General features: G+C 61.3%; 20 protein-coding genes and 4 pseudogenes. 13 read left to right on the top strand and 11 right to left on the bottom strand.

Annotated features, from left to right (window positions below):
- Positions 1 to 44: 44 nt before the first annotated feature.
- Both BN1800_RS03865 and BN1800_RS03860 read right to left on the bottom strand, forming a co-directional pair.
- Positions 45 to 515 carry a chemotaxis protein CheW gene (locus BN1800_RS03865; RefSeq protein ID WP_086994613.1) on the bottom strand — a complete coding sequence of 157 codons (471 nt, stop codon included), beginning with the start codon at positions 513 to 515 and terminating at the stop codon, positions 45 to 47.
- Positions 516 to 517: 2 nt separating this feature from the next.
- Positions 518 to 1,102 (bottom strand): annotated as a pseudogene (locus tag BN1800_RS03860) (methyl-accepting chemotaxis protein); the annotation flags it as partial.
- Positions 1,103 to 1,642: 540 nt separating this feature from the next.
- On the opposite strand from BN1800_RS03860, the gene BN1800_RS03855 reads away from it, so the two are divergent.
- Genes BN1800_RS03855 through BN1800_RS03845 form a run of 3 tightly spaced genes read left to right on the top strand, consistent with a single transcriptional unit; the run spans position 1,643 to position 4,276 of the window.
- Complete coding sequence (locus tag BN1800_RS03855) at positions 1,643 to 2,248, top strand: SCO family protein (protein WP_027508753.1); 606 nt, start codon at positions 1,643 to 1,645, stop codon at positions 2,246 to 2,248.
- Positions 2,249 to 2,252: 4 nt separating this feature from the next.
- Positions 2,253 to 3,380 (top strand): FAD-dependent oxidoreductase, encoded by a 1,128-nt coding sequence (locus BN1800_RS03850; RefSeq protein ID WP_086994610.1) that lies wholly within the window; start codon positions 2,253 to 2,255, stop codon positions 3,378 to 3,380.
- Positions 3,381 to 3,397: 17 nt separating this feature from the next.
- A complete protein-coding gene (locus tag BN1800_RS03845; protein WP_086994607.1) occupies positions 3,398 to 4,276 on the top strand; it encodes a 50S ribosomal protein L11 methyltransferase in 879 nt (292 codons plus the stop codon).
- A gap of 157 nt (positions 4,277 to 4,433) precedes the next feature.
- Here the strand turns inward: BN1800_RS03845 and BN1800_RS41240 are convergent, their stop codons facing one another.
- Positions 4,434 to 4,607, bottom strand: a complete 174-nt coding sequence (locus BN1800_RS41240; RefSeq protein WP_165918524.1) for a hypothetical protein — start codon at positions 4,605 to 4,607, stop codon at positions 4,434 to 4,436.
- Between the two features lie 276 nt (positions 4,608 to 4,883).
- Here BN1800_RS41240 and BN1800_RS03835 point away from each other — a divergent pair, with 276 nt between their 5' ends.
- Positions 4,884 to 6,719, top strand: coding sequence for an aminopeptidase P family protein (locus BN1800_RS03835; RefSeq protein WP_086994968.1), 1,836 nt, complete (start codon positions 4,884 to 4,886; stop codon positions 6,717 to 6,719).
- A gap of 19 nt (positions 6,720 to 6,738) precedes the next feature.
- Here the strand turns inward: BN1800_RS03835 and BN1800_RS03830 are convergent, their stop codons facing one another.
- Together BN1800_RS03830 and BN1800_RS03825 are read right to left on the bottom strand one after the other, a co-directional pair.
- The gene (locus tag BN1800_RS03830; RefSeq protein WP_086994605.1) at positions 6,739 to 7,047 is read right to left on the bottom strand and encodes an AzlD family protein; all 309 of its coding nucleotides are present in this window, start codon (positions 7,045 to 7,047) and stop codon (positions 6,739 to 6,741) included.
- 1 nt (position 7,048) lies between these two features.
- Complete coding sequence (locus BN1800_RS03825) at positions 7,049 to 7,768, bottom strand: AzlC family ABC transporter permease (RefSeq protein ID WP_086994602.1); 720 nt, start codon at positions 7,766 to 7,768, stop codon at positions 7,049 to 7,051.
- Positions 7,769 to 7,898: 130 nt separating this feature from the next.
- Here BN1800_RS03825 and BN1800_RS03820 point away from each other — a divergent pair, with 130 nt between their 5' ends.
- The gene (locus BN1800_RS03820) at positions 7,899 to 8,147 is read left to right on the top strand and encodes a DUF2164 domain-containing protein (RefSeq protein ID WP_086994965.1); all 249 of its coding nucleotides are present in this window, start codon (positions 7,899 to 7,901) and stop codon (positions 8,145 to 8,147) included.
- 3 nt (positions 8,148 to 8,150) lie between these two features.
- Here BN1800_RS03820 and pncA read toward each other — a convergent pair whose 3' ends face one another.
- Both pncA and BN1800_RS03810 read right to left on the bottom strand, forming a co-directional pair.
- Positions 8,151 to 8,777, bottom strand: coding sequence for a bifunctional nicotinamidase/pyrazinamidase (gene pncA / locus BN1800_RS03815; protein WP_086994599.1), 627 nt, complete (start codon positions 8,775 to 8,777; stop codon positions 8,151 to 8,153).
- Positions 8,778 to 8,922: 145 nt separating this feature from the next.
- On the bottom strand, positions 8,923 to 9,777 hold the full coding sequence (locus BN1800_RS03810) for a siderophore-interacting protein (RefSeq protein ID WP_342210296.1): 855 nt from the start codon (positions 9,775 to 9,777) through the stop codon (positions 8,923 to 8,925).
- Positions 9,778 to 10,113: 336 nt separating this feature from the next.
- Here BN1800_RS03810 and BN1800_RS03805 point away from each other — a divergent pair, with 336 nt between their 5' ends.
- Positions 10,114 to 10,515: a DUF488 domain-containing protein gene (locus BN1800_RS03805; RefSeq protein ID WP_086994596.1), complete on the top strand. Its 402-nt coding sequence runs from the start codon at positions 10,114 to 10,116 to the stop codon at positions 10,513 to 10,515.
- Positions 10,516 to 10,592: 77 nt separating this feature from the next.
- Positions 10,593 to 10,940 carry a hypothetical protein gene (locus BN1800_RS03800; protein WP_027508763.1) on the top strand — a complete coding sequence of 116 codons (348 nt, stop codon included), beginning with the start codon at positions 10,593 to 10,595 and terminating at the stop codon, positions 10,938 to 10,940.
- 451 nt (positions 10,941 to 11,391) lie between these two features.
- On the opposite strand, the pseudogene BN1800_RS43595 reads toward BN1800_RS03800, so the two are convergent.
- Both BN1800_RS43595 and BN1800_RS43590 read right to left on the bottom strand, forming a co-directional pair.
- Positions 11,392 to 12,984: pseudogene (locus tag BN1800_RS43595) on the bottom strand (ATP-dependent helicase); the annotation flags it as partial.
- Between the two features lie 132 nt (positions 12,985 to 13,116).
- Positions 13,117 to 13,983, bottom strand: a pseudogene (locus BN1800_RS43590) (ATP-dependent helicase); the annotation flags it as partial.
- Positions 13,984 to 14,390: 407 nt separating this feature from the next.
- On the opposite strand from BN1800_RS43590, the gene BN1800_RS03785 reads away from it, so the two are divergent.
- Both BN1800_RS03785 and BN1800_RS03780 read left to right on the top strand, forming a co-directional pair.
- On the top strand, positions 14,391 to 15,578 hold the full coding sequence (locus tag BN1800_RS03785) for an efflux RND transporter periplasmic adaptor subunit (protein ID WP_086994592.1): 1,188 nt from the start codon (positions 14,391 to 14,393) through the stop codon (positions 15,576 to 15,578).
- Between the two features lie 2 nt (positions 15,579 to 15,580).
- On the top strand, positions 15,581 to 18,733 hold the full coding sequence (locus tag BN1800_RS03780; RefSeq protein WP_086994962.1) for an efflux RND transporter permease subunit: 3,153 nt from the start codon (positions 15,581 to 15,583) through the stop codon (positions 18,731 to 18,733).
- Between the two features lie 146 nt (positions 18,734 to 18,879).
- Here the strand turns inward: BN1800_RS03780 and BN1800_RS03775 are convergent.
- Positions 18,880 to 19,145 (bottom strand): annotated as a pseudogene (locus BN1800_RS03775) (tyrosine-type recombinase/integrase); the annotation flags it as partial.
- A 77-nt stretch (positions 19,146 to 19,222) separates the two neighbouring features.
- Here BN1800_RS03775 and BN1800_RS03770 point away from each other — a divergent pair.
- The 4 genes from BN1800_RS03770 (at position 19,223) to BN1800_RS03755 (ending at position 22,223) form a co-directional block, all read left to right on the top strand.
- Entirely contained in the window at positions 19,223 to 19,498 is a 276-nt protein-coding gene (locus BN1800_RS03770; protein ID WP_027508768.1) for a type II toxin-antitoxin system ParD family antitoxin, read from the top strand.
- On the top strand, positions 19,479 to 19,862 hold the full coding sequence (locus BN1800_RS03765; RefSeq protein ID WP_179213742.1) for a type II toxin-antitoxin system RelE/ParE family toxin: 384 nt from the start codon (positions 19,479 to 19,481) through the stop codon (positions 19,860 to 19,862). The genes BN1800_RS03770 and BN1800_RS03765 overlap by 20 nt, the downstream gene beginning before the upstream one ends.
- 498 nt (positions 19,863 to 20,360) lie before the next feature.
- Positions 20,361 to 21,359, top strand: a complete 999-nt coding sequence (locus tag BN1800_RS03760; protein WP_086994587.1) for a flagellin N-terminal helical domain-containing protein — start codon at positions 20,361 to 20,363, stop codon at positions 21,357 to 21,359.
- Positions 21,360 to 21,557: 198 nt separating this feature from the next.
- Positions 21,558 to 22,223, top strand: a complete 666-nt coding sequence (locus BN1800_RS03755; protein WP_086994585.1) for a YiaD family glycine zipper/OmpA-like lipoprotein — start codon at positions 21,558 to 21,560, stop codon at positions 22,221 to 22,223.
- A gap of 51 nt (positions 22,224 to 22,274) precedes the next feature.
- On the opposite strand, the gene BN1800_RS03750 is transcribed toward BN1800_RS03755, so the two are convergent.
- A complete protein-coding gene (locus BN1800_RS03750; protein WP_086994582.1) occupies positions 22,275 to 22,682 on the bottom strand; it encodes a DUF2000 family protein in 408 nt (135 codons plus the stop codon).
- Between the last annotated feature and the right edge of the window lie 26 nt (positions 22,683 to 22,708).

Raw genomic sequence — 22,708 nt, 5'->3', positions numbered from 1 at the left:
GCCTGGTTTTCGCCAGGCCCTTTCGATTCCGACAGTGCCGGAGTTCAGGCGGCTTCCCGTGTCAGTTCGTCGGCGATGACCGTGTCGAGGTTGAGGAAACAGACCATGGTCTTTTCCCGTGCCACGATGCCGCGGCAGAAGGCGCGCTGGGCTTCCGGAATGATTTCCGGCGGCGGCTGCAGGTCTTCGCTTTTGATCGTCATCATGTCCGAAACCTGTTCGACCAGGAGACCAACCAGCTTGCCGGCGATGTCGGTGACGATGATCGCGGACCGCTCCGACGGCTCCGTCATCTTCATGCCGAGGCGGCAGGCCATGTCGATGACCGGGATCACCGCGCCGCGAAGGTTGATGAGGCCGAGTACGTAGGGCGGCGTGTGCGGCATCGGGGTCACCGGCGCCCATCCGCGGATTTCGCGGATTGCCATGATGTCGATGCAGAATTCCTGTTCCGCGAGATGAAAGGAAACGATTTCGAGGTGGGAACCGGCCTGTGTGATAACGGCGCTTGTCATGATCAGAATTCTTCCCAGTTGTCTCTGGCCGAAGCGGCCACGGCTTTGGCGGCGGCGCCGCCACTGAATGCGTCCGCGACCTTGCCGATCAGGCTCCGTGCGGGTGAGGGTTTCGGATGCGAGGCGGCGGTTGCTTCTCGCGGCGCGTGACGGGCATTCATGCCCTCGCCGGTCTTGAACTGTCCAACGAGCCGGATCAGATTTTCGGCGTCGGCAGCAAGCATGTGGCTCGCGGCGTTCGTCTCTTCGACCATGGCCGCATTCTTCTGCGTGGCCTGGTCCATCTGGCTGATGGCCGCATTGATTTCGTTCAGTCCAACGGATTGTTCGCGCGCAGAGGTTACGATTGATTTAACGTGCTCGTCGATGCGCAAAACATCTTCGCCGATCTCGCGCAGCGCTTCGCCGGCTTTTGTCACCAGTTCTCCGCCTGTCTTTACTTCGGCGCCCGATTTGGAGATCAAGGCCTTGATATCCTTGGCCGCGCCCGCTGCGCGCCCGGCAAGTTCGCGCACTTCCTGTGCTACGACCGCAAAGCCCTTTCCGGCTTCGCCGGCGCGGGCCGCTTCGACACCGGCGTTCGACGCTCTGCTGGATGCTGTTTGCTCGATCCAGCGCACTCTCGACACGGGCGCCTTCAAACCAGCCGACAGCGAGCATCGAGCTGAAACCGAGGAGGGCGGCGCCCGAGCGTCCACAGTCTCTGGTTCACCGAAAGGGTCTTGCGTATTGTCGCATTCGTCATAGAGAAATCGTCCTGCCTCAGATGCCGGATTGAAGTATTCGTGCAGTTGCATGCAAACACCCGTGTCTGACGACACGCCATAGACATCATGTCGGAGCGGCGCGGAGGGCGCCGGACGCCCTATAAAATATAGGGTTGACCGCTTAAGTCTTTGCTAACGATGTATTTCTTGCCGGCATCTTCCTGTTTGCCGGTCAAGTATTTGTAGTAACAAGTTTTTCTCTTAAGATCGATTTCCGGCGCTGCCATTTCTGCGCATACCCGGTGAGGCAATTAATCACGGGTGAGAAAACGGGATGTTGAATTGCGTGCGCTCCGCAGAAGAGGTATCAGGCGCGCAGTCGCGGGCTGCGCCGTCCGCTTGCTTTCAGGGGTCGTAGACATGAAGAATTTCCGTGTCGCCGTTTGGGTTGCCGTCATCATTGTCGCGGCCGTGCTCGGCTTCCTGACGCTGAACATCACGAAGACGAGGGATATCCCGCTCGCCGAGGGGCCGTTCGGCGTTCCGTTCACGCTCGTTGCGCAAAACGGCCAGCCGATCACCGAGCAGGCGCTTCGCGGCAAGCCGAGCGCCGTCTTCTTCGGCTTCACGCATTGCCCCGAGGTTTGCCCCACGACACTCTTCGAACTCAATGGCTGGATGGAGAAAGTCGATCCGGCGGGCGACAAACTGCAGGCCTATTTCGTCACCGTCGATCCGGAGCGCGATACTCCGGAAATCATGAACCAGTACGTCTCGAACGTTTCGAAGCGCATCACCGGCATCTCCGGTCCGCCGGAGAAGGTCGCCGACGTCGTCAAGGGCTTTCGCGTCTACGCCAAGAAGGTGCCGGTCGACGAGAAGGATCCGAATGGCGATTACACGATGGACCACACCGCATCGGTCTTCCTCTTTGATTCCGAGGGCCGTTTTGCCGGCACGATCGCCTATGGCGAAAACCCGGACACGGCGGTAAAGAAGCTGGAGAATTTGATCAGCAAGGGATGAAACCATGGGGGCCGGGCATCGCAGCATCCTGATCGCCGGTGCCGGCGCGACGGGTCTTGCGGCAGCGGTGGAACTTGCCCGGCGAGGCTTTCGTCCACGTATCATCGACAGCGATGCGGGCCCGGTGCCGCTGACCGAAAGCCGGGCGCTCGGCATCAATGCCCGCACGCTCACCTTGCTTTCGCCATCCCGTGTCGCAGACACGATCCAGCAGGAAGGCCATAGGATCGACCGCTTTCGGGTGCGGTCAGGCGGGAAAGTGCTTTTCGAGATCGATCCTTCCAAAATCGGCGGCCGCTTTCCGGCCATCCAGGCACTTGCCCAGGGCCATACGGAACGGCTGCTGCTCGGCAAGCTTTCCGACTATGAAGTCGAGCCGGAGTGGCAGACCGTGCTTGAAAGCATCAGCGGCACGATGGACAAGCCGCATGTGACGCTGCGCCGCGCGGACGGCTCCCGCGAGGAACTCGACCCCGACATCCTGATCGGCGCGGATGGTGCGCACTCGGCCGTGCGCAAGGCTGCAGGTTTCGCCTTTCCGGGCGACGCTCTCGAAGAGTCTTTCCATCTTGTGGACTATCGCTATCCGCAGCCGATCGACGCACATTACGTCGAGATCAGCCTGTTCAATCCCGGCATGGTCGGCAGGATTCCGGTTTCCCGCGATACGGTGCGATACATCTCGACGCTTCCGGATTTCGAGAGCCATATCGAGCATCCGGTGCCCGGCGGCGAATTGGTGTGGGCTGCGAATTTCCGCATCCATTTCCGACATGTCGAGCGCATGTCAAACGGTAACGTCTTTCTCGCCGGCGATGCGGCGCATATCCATTCGCCGGCTGGTGCCCGCGGCATGAATCTCGGCATCGAGGATGCCTGCTGGGTTGCCTATCTGATTTCGGAAGGCCGAGAACAGGATTATTCGGGCCTTCGGATGCCGGCGGTCAAAATGGTGCTGAAGCAGACCTATGGGCTGACGAGGCTGGTGACCATGCATCATCCGGTTGCGACCGGCCTTCGCAATTTTTTCGCACCGCTGCTGATCCGCATCCCGGGAATTACCCGGCGGATACTGCGCAGCGTTGCCGGTTATGATACGCCGCCGCCGGTCTGGATCGACGACGCGCAATAAGAATAGGAAAAGTTCGAGTGAGTGAAATTCGCCTGTACGTGACGACGACCGAAAAGAAGGCCGGGCAAGTCCTTGATCTTCTGACCGAGGTCTTCGGTGAAGAGGACATCGCGATCGCGACGACCGAGATCGATGAGAAGAAGGACATCTGGGAAGCCTCCGTCTACATGATGCGGGAGGACGAAAACGCGGTTCGCCTTCGCATCGAGGAGGCGCTGAAGGTTCCGTTTCCAGACCTGAAGGTCGCGCGCGAAGTCATTCCCGATATCGATTGGGTGGCGAAATCTCTTGAAGGTCTGAAGCCGGTGCGGGCAGGGCGCTTTCTCGTGCATGGTTCGCATGACCGCGCCAAGGTACGCCCCGGCGATATCGGTATCGAGATCGATGCAGGGCAGGCCTTCGGCACCGGCCATCACGGCACGACGGCCGGCTGCCTAGAGGTGATCGACAGCGTGTTGCGTTCGCGGCCGGTCGGTAATGCGTTGGACCTCGGGACGGGCAGCGGCGTATTGGCGATTGCGGTGCGCAAGCTCAAGAATATCCCGGTTCTCGCGACCGATATCGATCCGATCGCCACGCGTGTCGCAGCCGAGAACGTGCGGCGGAACGGCATTGCGTCCGGGATCATTGCGAAGACTGCGCCAGGCTTTCATTCGACGGCCTTTGCGGAATACGGGCCGTTCGACCTCATCATCGCCAATATTCTGGCGCGGCCGCTGATCAAGATGGCGCCGAAACTGGCCGAGCACCTGGCGCCTTCCGGCTCGGTGATCCTGTCCGGCATTCTTGCGCAACAGCGCTGGAAGGTGCTTTCGGCCTATAATGGCGCAAAGCTCCGCCACGTCCGCACCATCTGGCGAAACGGCTGGGTGACGATCCATCTCGACCGTCCGTAAGCTATCGGCAAAAAAAGAAGGCGGTGCCAAACGGCACCGCCTTCGACCGTTAAACGGCCATGCCCGCGAGCTCGAAGGAGGAGGAGCGCTCGAGCGGGCTCTACAGTTCTGATTGCCGGTCCGTTGAGGGAGGAGGAGAAACGAAGCGGCAAATAGCTCAGAACGCGTAGCTGGGTACACCCTTGTGGTGCGTAACCTTGTGGCCCGTGCCGAGCATCTTGAGGCTATCTCCATTGAGCGGACGGCGGGCACCGATGACATGATGCACAGTCTGGCGTTCGCCAGCCTGCACCGGGCTGCTGTAAGCGAAGCGCGACAGAGAGGCAGTCATTTTCATTTCCTTTTCGTTGCAGGCTCGATTCCGAACCCGTTTGATGCGCCGTATATAGCTATTCCCAAATCCTTAGGCAGAGGGTTTCGCTCATGGGAGCCATGCGTGGAACGCATAAAGCGTGCCAGTTTCGATTCTGCTGTCACATTTCTGCCAAAATATTGAGCGGCCTGACCTGGGGCAAAGTGGCTGCTTTTTCTCCACTTGCCCTGATTTTTCGATAACATGGGCCGCACGCTTTTCGGCGGATTCGGATATAGCCATTGGGTTTTCAGCATGTTCCAGTCTTTTGAGGTCACCTCCACGCCACAATTCGGCCGCGATCGGGTTGGGCGACTGCGCGCAAGTTTCGATGGGCTTGGCATTGATGCCTTCCTCGTGCCGCGAGCCGATGAGTACAACGGCGAATATGTGCCGGCATGCGCGGAGCGCCTGTCTTGGCTCACCGGCTTCACCGGATCAGCGGGCATTGCGCTCATCACCCATAGCCAGGCGATCATTTTCGTCGATGGCCGCTATGTGACGCAGCTCGCCGAGCAGGTCGACGGCTCGGTCTTTACCGGCGGCGATCTCGTCAACGAGCCACCGCATGTCTGGATACCCGAGAACGGTAAGCAGGGTATGCGGCTCGGCATCGATCCGTGGCTGCATTCCGGTGCCGACGTGCGCCGTCTTGAAAAGGCGCTTGCCGAGATCGGCGGCACATTGGTGATGCTACCGCACAATCCGCTCGACAGGCTCTGGACGGATCGCCCGGCCGAACCGCTCGGCGCTGTGGTCATCCAGAATGTCGCTCAGGCCGGCATGCTGGCGAAGGACAAGATCGCGACGGTTGCCGCCGATCTCGCCAAGAAGAATGCCGCAGCCGTGCTGATTGCCGACCCGTCTTCGATCGCATGGATCTTCAACATTCGCGGTGCCGACGTTCCACATACGCCGCATCCGCTGGCTCGCGCTATCATCCATGCCGACGGCAAGGCGGAACTGTTCCTCGACAAGCGCAAGACCGGCATCGAGCCGGAAGCCTATCTTGCGCAGATATGCGTGCAGCTGCCGCCATCTTCGCTCGACGAGCGGCTCGCTGCCGTGTCAAAGGATGGCGGCCGGGTGATGATCGATCCGGATATCGCTTCCTATGCGCTTGCCGACATCATCCGCAAGGCGGGCGGCGAGGTGGTGGAGGGCACCGATCCCGCCAAGCTGCCGCGGGCGGTGAAGAACAGCGTCGAGCTCAACGGCTCGGCGGCGGCGCACCTGCAGGACGGTGCGGCCATGGTCGAGTTCCTTTACTGGCTATCGCAGGAAAAGCCGGGCACGGTGACGGAAATTGCCGCGGCCGAGAAGCTGGAGGCAGTACGTGCCGGCGTCGGCCAGAACATGCAGAACCCGCTCAAGGATATCTCCTTTGACACGATTTCCGGGGCCGGCGAGCATGCCGCGATCATGCATTACCGCGTGACAGTCGATACCAACCGGACGATCAATGCCGGCGAGCTTTTCCTCATCGATTCCGGCGCGCAATACATCAATGGTACCACGGATATCACCCGCACCGTCGGCATCGGGGCGGTTTCGGAGGAGCAGAAGCGCTTCTTCACGCTGGTGCTGAAGGGCATGATCCAGATCAGCACGGTGCGCTTTCCGAAGGGCACGCGCGGCTGCGATCTCGATCCGCTGGCGCGCATCGCGCTCTGGCGGGCAGGCGTCGACTTCGGGCATGGGACCGGCCACGGCGTCGGCTCCTATCTTTCGGTGCACGAGGGGCCGCAACGCATTTCGAGGATTTCGACGCAGGAACTGCTGCCCGGCATGATCCTTTCCAACGAACCGGGCTATTACCGGCCGGGCAGCTTCGGCATCCGCATCGAGAACCTGATCTATGTGCGGGAGGCGGAGGACATCGAAGGCGGCGACATGCCGATGCTCGGTTTCGAGACGCTGACCTTCTGCCCGATCGACCGCACCATCGTCATCCCCGAATTGCTGACGCATGACGAGCTGCACTGGTTCAACGACTACCACGCCCGCACCCGCGAGGCGTTGATGCCGCTGATCCACGACAAGGACGTCAAGGCGTGGCTGGAGAATGCGACGCTGCCGCTGGAATATTGAGGTTCAAGTGCCGCGCGGCCTAGAATCCGATCGTGCGGCGCCAAGCCATGACGATGAGCCAGGCCGCGACCAGCATCCAGGTATGCGATACCTTGAGGCCGACGATGAGAGCGACGACAAGCGCCAGCTTGGCATCCCAGCCGCCGTCGAAGAAGGCCGGCGCGACGATGGTCGTCAGCACGGCGGCAGGGACGGCGTTGAGGGCTGCCTCCATGCGCGGAGGGATGCGTTTCATCGTGGTGATGAGCACATAGCCGCCAATGCGCGTCGCATAAGTCGCAACAGCCGATGCGAGGATCACGAGGACCATCTGGAGATCGAATTCCATGTCAGACCTCGTGCGGTTCGTTTTCGGGTTCGGGCTTGTGGACGGCAGGCAGCGGCATCAGCGCAGCCAGGATGATGCCGACCGCAGCCCCCAGGCTGACATGCCAGGGCGAGCCGACATAGTGATAGGCGATCGCCGAGGCGACCGCGCTGACAAAGGCGACGGGCAGGAAGTTGTCGCGGTTGCGGAAGCCGAGCACGATGCCGAGGAAATAGGCGGGCAGCAGGATATCGAGGCCGAGCGCCTTCGGGTCGCCGATGAAGCTGCCGAGCAGCCCGCCGAGGAGGCTGATCAGCACCCAGGGCACGTAGATGATGATTCCGAAGCCGAGATACCAGATGAAGGTGACCGGCTTTCCCTCCTCGCCGCGTTTCGCCATTGCAGCGAACTGCGGGTCGACGAGCAGGAAGAAGGTGAAGAACTTCTGCAGCGGCGTGAACTGGCGGACGTAGCGCGCGATCGCCGCCGAATAGAGGACATGGCGGAAGTTGACGGCGAGGATGGAGGCGACGATCAGCCAGGCCTGGACGTTGTGGCCGAAAAGCTCGATGCCGACCATCTGGCTCGCACCCGCGTAGATCGTGGCGCTCATCAGTGTCAGTTCGCCGAGCGACATGCCGTTATCCACGGCAAGCGCGCCGAACAGGGCGCCGAAAGGCGCGGCCGCCACGGCGACGGCAAAGCCGCCCCGCAATCCCTCGGCAAAATCCGCGCGACTCATCGGCACCTGTCCTCCTTCAAAACGACCCTGCTCTATGTGCCCAGCGCCTTGGCCGCAATCGAATTTCCTTGATCGACCGATCGATTTCGCTGAACGGTCGGAACCTCAGACAATGGCGGGAGACGAGACGATGAAGCCGATAGACTTTTCCAAGGAAGACAAGGCGGCGCTGATTGCGCGCATCCAGCACTTCTTCGACAAGGAACTGGATCAGCCAGTCGGGCTGCTCAAGTCGGAACTGGTCCTCGATTTCTTCGCCAAGGAGATCGGCGCCGCTTATTACAAACAGGGCCTGCAGGATGCGCATGCTGCATTTCTTAAGCGCGCCGACGACCTTGCGGACGATATCTACGGGCTGGAGCAGGCGGCGCGGGACTGAGGTTCAGCCGGCGAGAACCTTTTGGCTGTCGATGATCTCGATGCCGCGTGCGCGCATCTCATCGATGGCAGCAGCCACCCCTTCCGGTGTGATGCCGCGGCTTGCATCCTCGATGAACCGGACCTTGATGCCGGGCATCATCGCCAGCGCATCGAGCGCCGAGAACTTGACGCAATAATCCGTCGCTAGGCCGCAGATGTCGATCTCGGTCACGCCCTGGTCCTGAAGGAAGTCGGAAAGACCTGTTGAGGCATCCTGATCGTTGTCGCGGAATGCTGAATAGCTGTCCACCAGCGGATTCTCGCCCTTCTGCTGAATAAGGTCGATCTCTTCGGATTTGAGCGCCGGATGAAACTCGGCATCGAGGGTGTATTTCACGCAGTGATCCGGCCACATCATTTGCGGCTTGCCGGACAGCTCGCCCATCTCGAAAGGCTTCTTGCCGGGATGGGAGGAGGCGAAGCTTCCATGGCCAGGCGGATGCCAGTCCTGCGAGGCGACGATCAGATCGTATTTGCCGCTGTCGATCAGACGGTTTGCGACCGGCACCACCTGATCACCCTCCGGCACCGGGAGATTGCCGCCGGGACAAAAGCCATTCTGAATGTCGACCAGCAATAACGCTTTCATCAGGCGACTCCATACGTTTGCGGTGCAGCATGCCAAGCGGATACGCCGCTATCAACTAGTGGATTCGCAGGTGGTTAAGCGCAAGCTTTTTTTGGAGGAAGCACGAATGTGCCGCGGGCGCGCGGCGGGCTCCCCGCGACCATGTCTATCCACGGGGCGGCGACTCAGTCGCCGTGCGTTTCGTGGAAGTCGGCCTGGCCGCGCTTCCAGTAGCCGGCCGCCTTGATCCAGGCTTTCGGATGCTGGCGCTCATCGACATGACGGCGCGCAGGCGCTTGGCGACGAGAGTTTCGCAGGCGATCCAGACATAGCCGTCGCCGGTGGGAAGCGTGAGGCCGCGCAATGCCGGGTCGAGCTGATCCGTGGTGCCGGCCGGTGCCAAACCCCGATGAAGCCAAAGCGTCGTCAGCTCGGCCTTGCTTTCCAGCGCCTGCTCCTCTTTGGGTCCTGCAACCTCGGCGACGACAAGCGCCCGGGCCGAGGCCGGCAGTTCTTCGAGGCGGCGGCCGATCGCGGGAAGGGCGGTTTCGTCGCCGGCAAGCAGATACCAGTCGAAGTCGGTCGCAACCACGAAGGAGCCGCGCGGGCCGCCGACGCCGAGCTTGTCGCCGGGCTGCGCGCGCAAGGCCCATTCGGTTGCAGGGCCTGCCTCGTGGAGCGCGAAGTCGAGATCGAGTTCGCCCGTCACCGGGTCGAAGCGCCGGGGCGTGTAATCGCGCAGCGCGGGCCTGTTGGCCGGATCGATGAGAAGCCTGCCTCCGGGACTCATGTCCGGAAAGACCGGCTCTTCGCCAGGGCGCGGAACGAGGATCTTCACGTGATCGTCATGGCCGAGGCTGACGAAATCGTGAAGATCCGATCCGGTCAGCGTGATGCGCAGCATTTGCGGCGTCAGTCTTGCAACACGGCGGACGGTCAGCACGCGCCGCTTGATGTCGTGGCGGACGCGTTCGATCCGGTGGCGGCTTTCGGTGATCTTGGAGGCGGTATCTGCCGTCATCGATGGTTCCTTTGTTCGGAACCGGGGCGCATGGGACGCAGACATGCCGCGCCGCTCGCAACCCGGCTCGGGTTCGATCAGCGCGTTGGTTGACGTTAACGCCTACGTGCCGCGTTGGTGATGCGGCATATGTCTCGTGTCTAACGGCCAGCCGGTGGCTTTGCAAGGACAAAACATGATTTTAAAATGAAGGTTTTGCAATCCTTGTCTGCGCGCCTCGGTCCGCAAGCGGATTGGACGCCGGCAGCGGCTCATGCGTCCACGGATGTGCCTTGTCTACTGGCGAAAGCGCAGTCGCCGCGCTAGATATTCGTCCGGCCAGGCGAGGAGACCACAATGGCAATCAGCATCGTGCAGTTGGGCTCGCCACGGGGCAAGGACGAGGGCCTGCGCATCGGCACAGTGCGCCGCCCGCCGCGCGGCGTGCCGAAGGAGGAGTTTGCGAGCCGCGACTATTACGACGTCTGGCTGCCGATGCTGGCGCCGAGCCAGGAGCTGGTGGCCGAGGCGAAGGCAGCGCAGACCGAAGCCGAGTGGAAGGCCTTTTCTCGCGCCTATCTCAAGGAAATGGCCGCAGCCGACACCAGCCGGGTCCTCGACACGCTGGCAGCGCTTTCCCACACCGCCAACTTTGCCGTCGGCTGCTACTGCGAAAACGAAAGCCGCTGCCACCGTAGCCTGCTGCGCGGGCTTCTTGCGGAGCGCGGAGCGCGGCTCAGGGCGGAGGCCTGCTCCTAGGCGGCGGGGATGCGCGCTCTTGCCGATCCCGGTTATTTCTGCCTTCCTTGGGCCAGAAGAGCAGGCGGGAGCAAGCCATGACCGAGCCAGGGCCAGAAGAGAAAATCGACGCCACTTTCCGCAACGGCTCGCTGACGGCGGCGGGCATTATCCTTGGCTTTTCGCTGAGCTTCATCAGCCGCTGGGTCTCCAACCCGAATGACTGGAGCCGGATCGACATCCTGCCGATGCTGCTTTTGACCGTCGGCATCGCGTTGCAGGTGAAGGTCTTCGCCGACCTTTTGGCGCGGGACTCGCTCATCGCCGCCAAATACGACCGGTCGCGGCGGCTCTTCCTGATCGGATTGAGCATCGTCGCCATCGGCATCGCGATCGCGCTCGTCAACGACATTCTGGGGATGGGCAAGATGCCGATGCTGGGGTGAGCGGGCATTCATTCACGCCCGCTCCACAAGGCATTCGGCGCGCCTCTACCGGGCCGTCAGGCTTTGCCTTGGCCGCGGCGCTGTCACGCTGCCGTCCGCATGGATGTTTGAAGAGGTCAGGTCCCGATCAGCTTGTTGCAAGCTGCCAGTGCAATGCCCGGATTGCTGAGAACGGCAATCACCAGAGACAGACCAATCACCGATAGCGAATAGCGTTTCATCTGCATCCTCCTATTCCAGCCCAGAGGAAGTATGGGGGAGAGGAGGGTGGAGGGGGAAGTCACGAATGGGTGAGGTAACACACGAGTGAATCCACAGCTTTTGCCGGGGTCGCAGTCCATCGCGCTTGCATGGATTGCGCTTTTTAAAACGCGAAATTGATACTTTCGTTGGCAAGCCGGCAGACAACCTGAAAAACCCAGAAAAACAGGTGTTTATGGACGGGCGCTAGCTAAACCCTTTCCACAAACCCATCCAGCACGCGTTTCTGCCCCGCCCGATCGAAATCGATCGTCAGCTTGTTCCCCTCGATCCCCGTAATATTCCCATTGCCGAATTTCAGGTGGAAGACGCGCTCGCCCATCTGGAAGCGGGAGGGTTCGGCGGAGGTGGATTTGGCGACGAGTTCGCCTTCGATGGTTCGGCCCTTGGGGCCGCTTTCGCCGTAGCCGATGCGTTCGACGGCATGGCCGGAGCGGGTGCCCCAGTTGTCGCGGGTGGCGTCGGTCTTGTTGGCTTGGGCGCGCTTCCAGCCGGGCGTCGAATAGGAATTGGCGAAGGGCTCGGCCTTGTCGAAGCGCGACTGGCCATAGCCGCCGCGGCCGTAACCGCCGTAGCTCTGTTCGACTTCAGCGACTTCCACATGGGTTTCCGGCAGTTCGTCGAGGAAGCGCGACGGGATCGTCGATTGCCAGAGGCCGTGGATGCGGCGGTTGGAGACGAACCAGATGTGGCAGCGGTGCTTGGCGCGGGTGATGCCGACATAAGCGAGGCGGCGTTCCTCCTCGAGGCCGGCGCGGCCGCTTTCGTCCAGCGAGCGCTGGTGCGGGAAGAGGCCTTCTTCCCAGCCAGGCAGGAAGACGGTGTCGAATTCCAGCCCCTTGGCTGAATGCAGCGTCATGATCGAAACGGCGTCGAGGTTTTCGTTCTGCTCGGCATCCATGACCAGCGCGACGTGCTCCAGGAAACCGCGCAACGACTCGAAGCTCTCCATCGAGCGGATGAGTTCCTTGAGGTTTTCCAGCCGTCCGGGCGCTTCGGCGGTCTTGTCGACCTTCCACATGTCCGTATAGCCGGACTCGTCGAGAATCTGCTCGGCAAGTTCGGTGTGCGGCGTGTTTTCGAGCAGCCCTTGCCAGCGGCGGAAAGATTGAACCACGTCGAAGAGCGCCTTGCGGGCCTTCGGCTTCAACTCGTCGGTTTCGATAACGTCGGCCGCTGCGGCCAGCATCGGGATGTCGCGGGCGCGGGCGTAATCGTGCAGCGCGCGGACGGTGGTGTCCCCGAGGCCGCGCTTCGGCGTGTTGATGATGCGCTCAAAGGCGAGATCGTCGGCGGGCTGGGCGACCAGGCGGAAATAGGCCATGGCATCGCGGATTTCGAGACGCTCGTAAAAGCGCGGGCCGCCGATGACGCGGTAGTTGAGACCAAGCGTGACGAAGCGGTCTTCGAATTCGCGCATCTGAAAGGACGCGCGCACGAGGATCGCCATGTCGTTGAGGTTATGTTGCTTGCGCTGCAGCGCCTCGATCTCCTCGCCGATGGCGCGGGCTTCCTCTTCGCTGTCCCAGGAGGCGTGCACCTGGACCTTCACGTCCTCCGGGTCGGCGCGATCGGTGAAGAGCGTCTTGCCGAGGCGGCCTTCGTTGTGGGCGATCAGATGCGCGGCGGCGCCGAGGATATGCTCGGTCGAGCGATAGTTGCGCTCCAGCTTGATGACTTTGGCACCCGGGAAGTCCTTCTCGAAGCGCAGGATGTTGTCCACCTCCGCGCCGCGCCAGCCATAGATCGACTGGTCGTCGTCGCCGACGCAGCAGATGTTGATGGTAGTGCCCCTGATCTCCCCCCTTGTAGGGGAGATGTCGGCGGAGCCGACAGAAAGGGGTGTTCTCGCGCCGGTGTCAGAGGGGATACCCCCCTCTGCCCTGGCCGGCATCTCCCCCAGATGGGGAGAGATCGGCTTGCTGCTCGGCCGCTGTGCCAACAGCCGTAGCCACATATACTGCGCGGTGTTGGTGTCCTGGTACTCGTCGACGAGGATATAGCGGAAGCGCTGGTGGTATTCCTTGAGCAGGTCCGGGTTCTTGCGGAAGATGGCGATCGGATGCATCAGCAAGTCGCCGAAATCGCAGGCGTTCAAGGTCATCAATCGCGCCTGATAGGCGAAATAAAGTTCCCGGCCCTTGCCGTTTGCAAAGGCGCGGGCGTCACCTTCGGGAATGTCGGCCGGGCCGAGGCCCTTGTTCTTCCACGTGTCGATCATTCCGGCGAACTGCTTGGCGGGCCAGCGCTTGTCGTCCAGCCCCTCGGCCTGGATCAGCTGCTTGATCAGGCGCACGACATCGTCGGTGTCGAGGATGGTGAAGTCGGAACGCAGGTTAACGAGCTCGGCATGGCGGCGCAGCAGCTTGACGCCGATCGAGTGGAAGGTGCCGAGCCAGGGCATGCCTTCGACAGCGCCGCCAACGAGCAGCGCGACGCGCTCCTTCATCTCGCGGGCCGCCTTGTTGGTGAAGGTGACGGCGAGGATTTGCGAGGGGAAGGCACGGCCGGTGCTCAGGATATGCGCGATGCGGGTCGTCAGCACGCGGGTCTTGCCGGTGCCGGCGCCCGCCAGCACGAGGACCGGGCCTTCCAACGTTTCGACGGCTTCGGTCTGCTCGGGGTTTAGGCCTGCGAGGTAATCTGGCCGCTTGCTGCCGTCGCGGGCGGCCATGGCGCGGGCGGCGATCCCTCCGGCTGTAGGGGCTGGTGCCTGCGGCTTGCGCGGCGCTTCACCCGGCTCTTCGTCGAAGAAGGGGATATCGTCGAAACTATTGCTCATGGCGCGTAATGTAGTGATTCGGGATGGAAAGGCCAGAAAAGATGTTCTGCTTTCATTCCCACGGTTCCAGGGGCCGGTGCATGGGCTCTTCTTATGAAAGTCGATTGTCCATCTTGTGGGGCAGTTATGACGCGCCAGCAGTCTCCTAGATCGCTGAAGAAGTGACTGGTAATATGGCGGTGAGAAATACGCTTCCGCTCAAGCAAAAGTGACATGCTTCCGTTCGGATGGAGATTACAATTCTGTAATGACCGGCACTTGCGCTTGATGAGGGCTTGTAAAGGGGCGATATTGCCGCAGTCAGGTAGGAATTCTGTCCTGCGTGCGCCTCTTTCGACGGACCCTGAGGCCCTTCGGAGACGTGAATGGCTTTTTCGGAGACGTGAATGGCTTTTTCGGAGACGTGAATGGCTTTTTGGAAGCAGTTTATTCTTTCTGTAATCGTTATTGCTGCCGGCTTTGCCGGATGGATTTTCCTTGTGCCGGGCGCGGCTGATACTTTGAGAAATGCCGGTGTTCCGGAAAGCATTGTCGCCAAACTGGCTCCTGCCGTTGAGACAGCCGGTGGCGGTGCGTCCGCGCAAGGCGAGGGCGGTCAGGGCGGCGGAGGACGCAATGGCGGCGGGCGCAACGGCGCCGTTCTGGTCGTCACGCAGGCCGTCGTTCAGGGTATCGTCAACGACCGGCTGAACGCGATCGGCACCGGCGACGCGATCCGCTCGGTTGCGGTGACGCCGCAGGCAACCGGCACGATCCGCGAAATCCTCATCAAGTCCGGCGACAAGGTCAAGCAGGGCCAGGTGCTCGCCAAGCTCGACGGCGAAGAGCAGGTAATCGCCAAGGGGCAGGCCGAGGTGGCGCTGAAGAGCGCGATCGAGAAATCCAATCTCTATCACAACATCAAATCCAGCGTCGCACGCATGGATGTGTTCGATGCCGAGATCGCCGAGCAGGGCGCGCGGCTGCAGCTGCAGGCAGCAGAGCTCAATCTCGCCCGGCGCAATATCGTCGCACCGATCGACGGCATCGTCGGCATCGTCCCCGTCAACATCGGCGACAACGTCACCACCGGCACGCCGATCGTGACGCTCGACGACCGCTCGGAAATCCTGGTCGACTACTGGGTGCCGGAGCGCTTCGCCAACACGGTTTCCGTCGGCCAGCCGGTGGAAGCAACGTCGGTCGCGCGGGCGGGACAGGTTTTTTCCGGCGAAGTGCACGCGGTGGACAACCGTCTCGACGCGGCAAGCCGGACGCTGCGCATCCGCGCCCGGATCGACAACAGCGCGGATGAACTCCGCGCCGGCATGTCCTTCAACGTCAGCATGAAATTTGCAGGCGACAAATATCCGGCGGTCGATCCGGTTTCCGTCCAGTGGGATTCGCAGGGCTCCTTCGTCTGGCAGGTAGTCGACGGCAAATCGCACAAGGTGCGCGTCACCATCGTGCAGCGCAATCCGGATTTCGTGCTGGTGAGGGCCGGCATCAAGGATGGCGATGCCATCGTGACGCAGGGCCTGCAGCGCGTCCGCGAGGGCGGGCCAGTGCGGGTAGCCAATGAAGTGGCCTCGAACAACGGGGTCGCGACACAATGAACATAAGCGTGACCGACCTTCCCGACAGAGCCTCCGGCAAGCAGACCTTTACGGCGCTCTTCGTGCGCCGCCCGATCCTGGCGCTGGTGTTCAATACGCTAATGGTGGTGGCGGGTCTTGCTGCCTATGCCGGGGTGGAGGTGCGCGAGCTGCCGGATGTCGACCGCCCGGTCGTGACCGTGCGCACCATGTTCGACGGCGCTGCGCCGCAGACGATCGATCAGGAGCTGACGAAAGTCATCGAAGGCGCGGTTGCCCGCGTCAGCGGCCTGAAGTCGATCTCCTCGCAGTCGCAGTTCGGCCAAAGCCGCGTGACGCTGGAGTTTTCCGATTCCGTCGATCTTGCCGTTGCCGCAAACGACGTGCGTGACGCGATCGGCCGCATCATGGAGCAGCTTCCGGACGATGCGGATGCGCCGCAGATCGTCAAGGCGGATGCCGATTCGCAGCCGATCATGCGTCTTGCAGTCACCTCGACCAACCTCAACATGGACGACCTGACGCTGCTCGTCGAAAACGAGATCGTCGACCGGCTGGCGTCCGTCGATGGCGTTGCCGATGTCGAGCAATATGGCGACCAGGAAAAGATCTTCCGCGTCGATGTCGATCAGGGCGCTCTCGCAAGCCGCGGGCTGACGGTCGGCGATCTGACGGAGGCGCTCGACAATTCCGCCCTCGACGTGCCGGCCGGATCGCTGAAGAGCACGACGCAGGACATTGTCGTGCGCGCGACGGCGAGCCTGCAGAAGCCGGAGGATTTCGCCAATGTCATCCTGCAGGATCGCGTGCGGCTCGGCGATGTCGCAACAGTGACGCTCGGGCCGCGCGACGGCGATACGGCGCTGCGCTCCAACGGCAACCGCGGCATCGGCCTCGGCGTCATCCGCCAGGCGCAATCGAACACACTCAATATTTCGAGCGGCATCAAGGCGGTTGTCGAGCAGCTGTCGAAGACGCTGCCGGAAGGCACAAAGGTCGCCATCACCAGCGATGACGCCGTGTTCATCCAGGGAGCGATCCATGAGGTCGTGCTGGCGCTGATCCTTGCCGGCGTCATCGTCACCGGCGTCATCTACCTCTTCCTGCGCGACTGGCGGGCAACCCTGATCCCGGCGGTCAGCATGCCGGTGGCATTGATCGGCACGCTGGCGGCGATCTATCTGGTGGGCTTTTCGATCAATATCCTGACGCTGCTCGCGATCGTCCTGGCGACGGGTCTCGTCGTCGACGACGCCATCGTAGTGCTCGAAAATATCGTGCGGCGGCGCGCCGAAGGCATGGGACCGCGGGCGGCGGCCGTCCTCGGCACGCGCGAGGTGTTCTTTGCGGTCATCGCGACCACGGCAACGCTTGCCGCCGTCTTCATTCCGCTGTCGTTCCTGCCGGGGCAGGTAGGCGGTCTCTTCCGCGAATTCGGCTTCGTGCTGGCCTTCTCGGTCGGGCTTTCGTCGATTGTCGCGCTGACGCTATGTCCGATGCTCGCCTCGCGCATGCTGACGAAGCCGATGCTGGAGGATCACGGCGCCCTTGGCCGGTTCGGCGGCGCTTTTGCGAACGTTTACCGATGGGCCTTGCAGCGCTGCCTCAACGCGCCCTTCGTTGTCATCGTCGCATCGGTTTTGTTTGCGGGGGCAGCACTCGTCGCCTTCTCGACCGTCAAGAGTGAGCTCACGCCGAACGAGGACCGCGCGATGGTGATGATGCGGCTCACCGCGCCGCAGGGATCAAGCCTTGAATATACGCGCGACAAGCTGCAGCTCGTCGAAGAATACCTGCAGCCGCTGGTCGACAGCGGCGACATCCGGAACGTCTTTTCGATCTCCGGGCAGGGCGGCTCGGCCAATAGCGGCTTCATGGTGCTCACGCTCGCGCCCTGGGGCGAGCGTGACCGCACGCAAGCGGAGATCGTCCAGGATATCAACCGGGCGGCATCCCGCGTGCCGGCGCTCCGCGGCAATGCGATATCCTCGAACAGCCTGCGCATTCGCGGCGCCGGCAGCGGCCTGCAGATGGCTCTCGTCGGAAACGACTATGAGAAGCTGACGGCTGCCGCCGTCAAGCTGGTGCAGGCGCTGGATGCGACCGGGCAGTATGATACGCCGCGCCTCACCAACGAACCGACGCAGGCGCAGGTTTCGGTGACGATCGACCGCGAGCGGGCTTCTGATCTCGGCATCGATATCACCGGGCTTTCGACGGCGATGCAATCGCTGCTTGAGGGGCGTTCCGTCGTCGATGTTTTCGTCAATGGCGATGCCTATCCGGTTCTGCTTACCTCGACCATGCGACCGATCGACGATCCAACCGATCTCGAAAACGTCTTCCTGAAGACCGGGGAGGGCAAGATCGTGCCGATGTCGGTTATCGCTTCGCTGAAGGAAGGTGCGGTCGCGCCGCAGCTGAACCGTGAATCGCAGCTCGCATCCGTGGCGATCACGGCAGGCCTCAAGGAGGGTATGTCGCTCGGCGATGCTGTCAAGCAGGTGACGGAGCTTGCCGAGCCGATCCTGCCGCCGGGCACACGTCTTGTTCCACTTGCCGAAGCGGCGACCCTCGAAGAGAATTCCAGCGGCATGGCGCTCACCTTCGGCTTTGCGATCGTGATCATCTTCCTGGTCTTGGCAGCGCAGTTTGAAAGCGTGCTGTCGTCGCTGATCATCATGTCGACGGTGCCGCTCGGGCTTGCCTGCGCCGTCTTCGCGCTCATCATCACCGGATCGAGCCTCAACATCTACAGCCAGATCGGCCTTGTATTGCTTGTGGGCGTCATGGCGAAGAACGGCATCCTGATCGTCGAGTTCGCCAACCAGCTCCGCGACCGCGGGATAGAAGTGCGCGAGGCAATCGAACGCGCCTGCGCGCTGCGCCTTCGCCCAGTCATGATGACGATGATCGCCACCATCCTCGGCGGCGTTCCGCTCGTCTTCGCGCAAGGCGCAGGCGCGGAAGCGCGCATTGCGCTCGGCTGGGTGATCGTCGGCGGACTGGGTTTCGCAACGCTGGTGACGCTGCTCATCACGCCGGTCGCCTATCTGCTGGTCGCACGCTTTGCCAAGCCGCATGCGCATGAGGAAGCCCGCCTGCACGAGGAGATGGCGGTTGCCGCGCGGCCGAAGCCGGTACCCGATCCGAAGCATCTGCAGGCCGCGGAATAGATTTGATTCCGTCTGCTTAAACGCCGCCTCTGTCGCGGCGGCGTTGTGGCTTTTACTTCCCGATTTCAATTGCAGCGCTAAGCTGAAAACCCAGCCCTAAATTTTGACCTAACGATTTCACGCCGGGAGCAGGGGAGGGTGCTCTTAAGCCCCGACGCCTTTGTAAGATTGGTGTGGAAGCGGTCGCGTCCGCGCGATACTTGCGCGTCATTTCGGCCGAAACGTGCCCCAGCTGCTTTTGCACATATCGCTCGTCGACCTGCGCCGAAGACGCTAGACCCGAGCGCAGCGAGTGGCCAGAGAATTTAAGTCCTCGCTCGACCTCGGCGGGGCAGCCACCCGCGCCGGCGGCAATCGCCGTTCGCTCGACTAAATGCGCCACCTCCTGGTCATTGAGACGATCCGGTCCGACGTCGCCCTGCCGGATCATCTCGTCAGATTGACAAATGTGCTACTGAGTAGCAACTTAGGCCCAAAGGAGTTAAACCGATGAGTGTCAAATCGTCGATCTCGCTGACCGACCAGCAGGATGCGTTTGCCCGTTCGCTGGTGGAGAGCGGCCGGTATTCCAGCATGAGTTCCGTTCTTCAGCAGGGCCTAGAACTGCTTCGCCAAAAGACGGAAACCGAGACCGTCGAAACGGCAGCGCTTCGCGAATTGGTCCGGCGGCGATTGAACGGACCGATGATTTCTGCGACGGAAATGGAAAGCCGCGTCGCGGCGATGATTGAGCGGAAGCGACGGGTTGTTCGTGTGGACCCTTAAATATTCTGAGGATGCCGAACGCGATTTCGAGTTGATCTTCGATCATCTGTTCGACGCCTATGTCGAACTCGTGGACTCGCCGGACGAGGCTGTGGAGCGTACCGCTGAACGGATCCGCAAATTGCGTGTCGAAATCGATCGTCTCGTTGATACGCGCTATATCGGGACCCTGAGGCCCGATACTCATCCCGGGATGACGTTTCTTCGGCGAGACAAGGCGGCTATTTGGTTTCTACCGGTAGAACATAGCCGCACAATCATTGTCGCGGCTATTTTCTACGGCGCGCAGGACCACATCAGAAATATGCTCGCACGTATGCTGGGGGATAAGGTCCCTACAGCCCCGGGGCCTTCGTCAGATTGACCCTAAATCGGTCGCGTCGACGCTGGTATTTGATGAAGACCTTCCTCGGATCGCTGCCATCGAGTATCTTGTCCAACTCGCGAGCAATGTGACGTGCCGTCGACCACTGCTCCCCCGCAATCGTGCGAGTCGACGACGGCGGTGTTCGATCTTGAAATCGTTTTGGCAAAGGGGCGTTTCAGTAAAATCGTTAGCGGAAAATCGTCCTTCATTTATCGGCTAAACCTTACGGGCGTATGACATTTTCCCATTTGCAATGACAAAGTAAAAGCCACAGGCGTTTTCATAGTCAATGAACGGTTGCAAAACATGATAAATTTCTTCTGAACGTTAGATGTTTCTTAAGCATAAAACGCAATGATCTTCCCGTAACCGATCAAAGGCCTCCAGCGTTTCGGAGGCTTGTCACCCGCTGATTTCAGCGCCCGAACATGACGTTTCGCGGACACGGTTCACTGTTTGTAGTTTGCGTATAGTTATGTTCGGAGTTCCGTTCCCGTGAGTATTTTTCAACGCACATCTGTCGATGCGGCGCTGCATACGCTTCGCGATATCAATCGCAGCCTGACGCGGACGCAAAACCGGGTCTCGTCCGGTTTTCGCGTCGAACAGGCCCGCGACAATGCCGCCTACTGGTCGGTTGCGACGACGGCCCGCTCCGACAACAAGGCGCATGCGGCCATCCAGGATGCGCTCGGCATGGCGGCCGCCACGATGGGCACGGCGTATACGGGCGTTGCCAGCGCCGTCGATGTCGTTTCCGAGATCAAGGCGAAACTTGTCGCGGCGACAGAGCAGGGCGTCGACAAGGAAAAGATCAATGACGAGCTGACGCAACTGAAGGCGCAGTTGCGCTCCGTGGCCGAAGCCGCAGCCTTCAACAGCGACAACTGGGTCGTCCTGACGGATGAAGACAATCCCACCCAGCCGAAGCAGATTCCGGCATCCTATATCCGCAATGCCGACGGCACCGTTTCGATCGGAACGTTGACCTATCACATCGATCTGCCGTCGACAGGCGTCACCACATCGAAGGATGCCCGCTACCTCGTCGACGACCGTTCCGGCGGGAGCGGCGAATACGGCGCTCTGACATCATCCTATTTCGCGACCGAAATCGGCGCTTCTCAGAATTACGTCATGATTTTGAGCAAGGCGGGCAATACCACCGGACAGGTCGAGATCGGGCTTTCGTCCTCAACGACAAAAGATCAGGTCGATGAAATGATCAGCGTTGTTGATGGCATACTGAGACAGATGACTACTGTGGGCTCGGCTTTTGGTGCGCTGGAGAAGCGCATCGAGCTGCAGAACGAGTTCGCGAAAACGCTCTTCGACGCGTACAGCTCAGGCATCGGACGTCTGGTCGATGCCAATATGGAAGAGGAATCGAGCAAGCTCACGGCGTTGCAGACGCAGCGGCAACTGGGCCTGCAAGCGCTCTCGATCGCCAATGCCAGCTACGACACCGTAAGGCAGCTCTTCCAAAACTTCTGAGCGGTCTGCGATCCCTCCTGCCTCGATATGACCGTGACTGTTGAGGCTGTTGTGGCAAATTGGCGATATCCCCGGGATTTGTGCAAGCGAGACGTGTCCAATCCACTGATTTTGTCTTATCGGAGGGTACGCGTTCATCTTGTTGCCGCATTCCATAATATTTGCTCGGATCAGCTTCGAACGGAGAGCTTTCTGTCCATGATCAAGAAATTCATACTTCTGGCGGTCGCCGCCAGCTACCTGACCGCCTGCACGACGACCGACCCCTATACGGGGCAGCAGAAAGTCTCCAATACGGCTGGCGGTGCTACACTCGGCGCCGTGGGTGGCGCGCTTGTCGGTCTAGCCGTCGGCGGTTCCGCGCACGGACGCCGCAACGCGGCGCTGATTGGCGCCGGTCTCGGCGCGCTCGCAGGCGGTGCGATTGGCAACTACATGGACCAGCAGGAAGCGGAACTCCGCGCCCAGCTGCAGGGAACCGGTATCTCGGTGACGCGTAACGGCGACAACATCATCCTGAACATGCCGTCGAACATCACTTTCGACATCGACCAGGATGCCGTGAAGCCGGGCTTCTACCCGACGCTGAATTCGGTGGCGGTCGTTCTCAGGAAATTCAACCGCACATTGATCGATGTGAACGGCCATACGGATTCCACCGGCAGCCTGCAGCATAACCAGGATCTGTCGCAGCGCCGCGCCCTTTCGGTTGCCGGCTACCTCGGCGGACAGGGCATCGACCAGCGCCGCGTCTCCGCCGTCGGCTTCGGCCCGTCGCAGCCGGTCGCGCCGAACGCGACGGAAGCAGGACGCGCACAGAACCGCCGCGTCGAAATTCAGATCGCGCCGATCACGGAGAGCTGATCTCGACTGCGCTAAATCCGGCAGCCGGGCAATCGCCCGGCTGTTTTCGGTTCAGGCATGCATCGTTGCGCCCTTGGTGATCTTGTCGACAGTCTTCTTTTCGGCGCGCAAGGCGATGCCCACGACCTTGGCATCGTCCGGCGCGTATTCGGCGAAGACGGTGCGATTGGCTGCGTCATGGCCGGTCGCGAACATCTCCTCGATGAACAGCGAGGATGGGATCTCGCGCTCCAGAGTTCGCCGATGGATCGCCGCGATCGTCGCCTCATCGGCGGAAAGCACGATGATCGGCTGGATGGACATGGCATTGTAGATGTTGCCTGCGCGGTCCCTGTAGGGCTCGCCGATGATCTCCGCATTCCGGCCGGCGATGCCGCTCATCAGGAAGGCGGTCACATTCAGCTTTTGCCATGACGCAAGATTGTTTCGCAGGACGATCGCGATTTTGGTATCAAACATTCCAGTCTCTTTCATGCGTTTCGAGG

Source organism: Rhizobium sullae, from assembly GCF_900169785.1.
In the GTDB taxonomy this organism is placed as follows: Bacteria; Pseudomonadota; Alphaproteobacteria; order Rhizobiales; family Rhizobiaceae; genus Rhizobium; species Rhizobium sullae.
This window is presented reverse-complemented; position numbering and strand designations above follow the sequence as displayed.

What these genes read in the sequence shown, in the direction of transcription:
- BN1800_RS03850 (WP_086994610.1), top strand. Translation starts at nt 2,253, where the DNA reads ATGGGGGCCGGGCATCGCAGCATCCTGATCGCCGGTGCCGGCGCGACG.
- BN1800_RS03800 (WP_027508763.1), top strand. Translation starts at nt 10,593, where the DNA reads ATGACCGAGCCAGGGCCAGAAGAGAAAATCGACGCCACTTTCCGCAAC.
- BN1800_RS03855 (WP_027508753.1), top strand. Translation starts at nt 1,643, where the DNA reads ATGAAGAATTTCCGTGTCGCCGTTTGGGTTGCCGTCATCATTGTCGCG.
- BN1800_RS03755 (WP_086994585.1), top strand. Translation starts at nt 21,558, where the DNA reads ATGATCAAGAAATTCATACTTCTGGCGGTCGCCGCCAGCTACCTGACC.
- BN1800_RS03810 (WP_342210296.1), bottom strand. Translation starts at nt 9,777, where the DNA reads ATGACGGCAGATACCGCCTCCAAGATCACCGAAAGCCGCCACCGGATC.
- BN1800_RS41240 (WP_165918524.1), bottom strand. Translation starts at nt 4,607, where the DNA reads ATGACTGCCTCTCTGTCGCGCTTCGCTTACAGCAGCCCGGTGCAGGCT.
- BN1800_RS03825 (WP_086994602.1), bottom strand. Translation starts at nt 7,768, where the DNA reads ATGAGTCGCGCGGATTTTGCCGAGGGATTGCGGGGCGGCTTTGCCGTC.
- BN1800_RS03865 (WP_086994613.1), bottom strand. Translation starts at nt 515, where the DNA reads ATGACAAGCGCCGTTATCACACAGGCCGGTTCCCACCTCGAAATCGTT.
- BN1800_RS03785 (WP_086994592.1), top strand. Translation starts at nt 14,391, where the DNA reads ATGGCTTTTTGGAAGCAGTTTATTCTTTCTGTAATCGTTATTGCTGCC.
- pncA (WP_086994599.1), bottom strand. Translation starts at nt 8,777, where the DNA reads ATGAAAGCGTTATTGCTGGTCGACATTCAGAATGGCTTTTGTCCCGGC.
- BN1800_RS03820 (WP_086994965.1), top strand. Translation starts at nt 7,899, where the DNA reads ATGAAGCCGATAGACTTTTCCAAGGAAGACAAGGCGGCGCTGATTGCG.
- BN1800_RS03750 (WP_086994582.1), bottom strand. Translation starts at nt 22,682, where the DNA reads ATGTTTGATACCAAAATCGCGATCGTCCTGCGAAACAATCTTGCGTCA.
- BN1800_RS03770 (WP_027508768.1), top strand. Translation starts at nt 19,223, where the DNA reads ATGAGTGTCAAATCGTCGATCTCGCTGACCGACCAGCAGGATGCGTTT.
- BN1800_RS03830 (WP_086994605.1), bottom strand. Translation starts at nt 7,047, where the DNA reads ATGGAATTCGATCTCCAGATGGTCCTCGTGATCCTCGCATCGGCTGTT.
- BN1800_RS03805 (WP_086994596.1), top strand. Translation starts at nt 10,114, where the DNA reads ATGGCAATCAGCATCGTGCAGTTGGGCTCGCCACGGGGCAAGGACGAG.
- BN1800_RS03835 (WP_086994968.1), top strand. Translation starts at nt 4,884, where the DNA reads ATGTTCCAGTCTTTTGAGGTCACCTCCACGCCACAATTCGGCCGCGAT.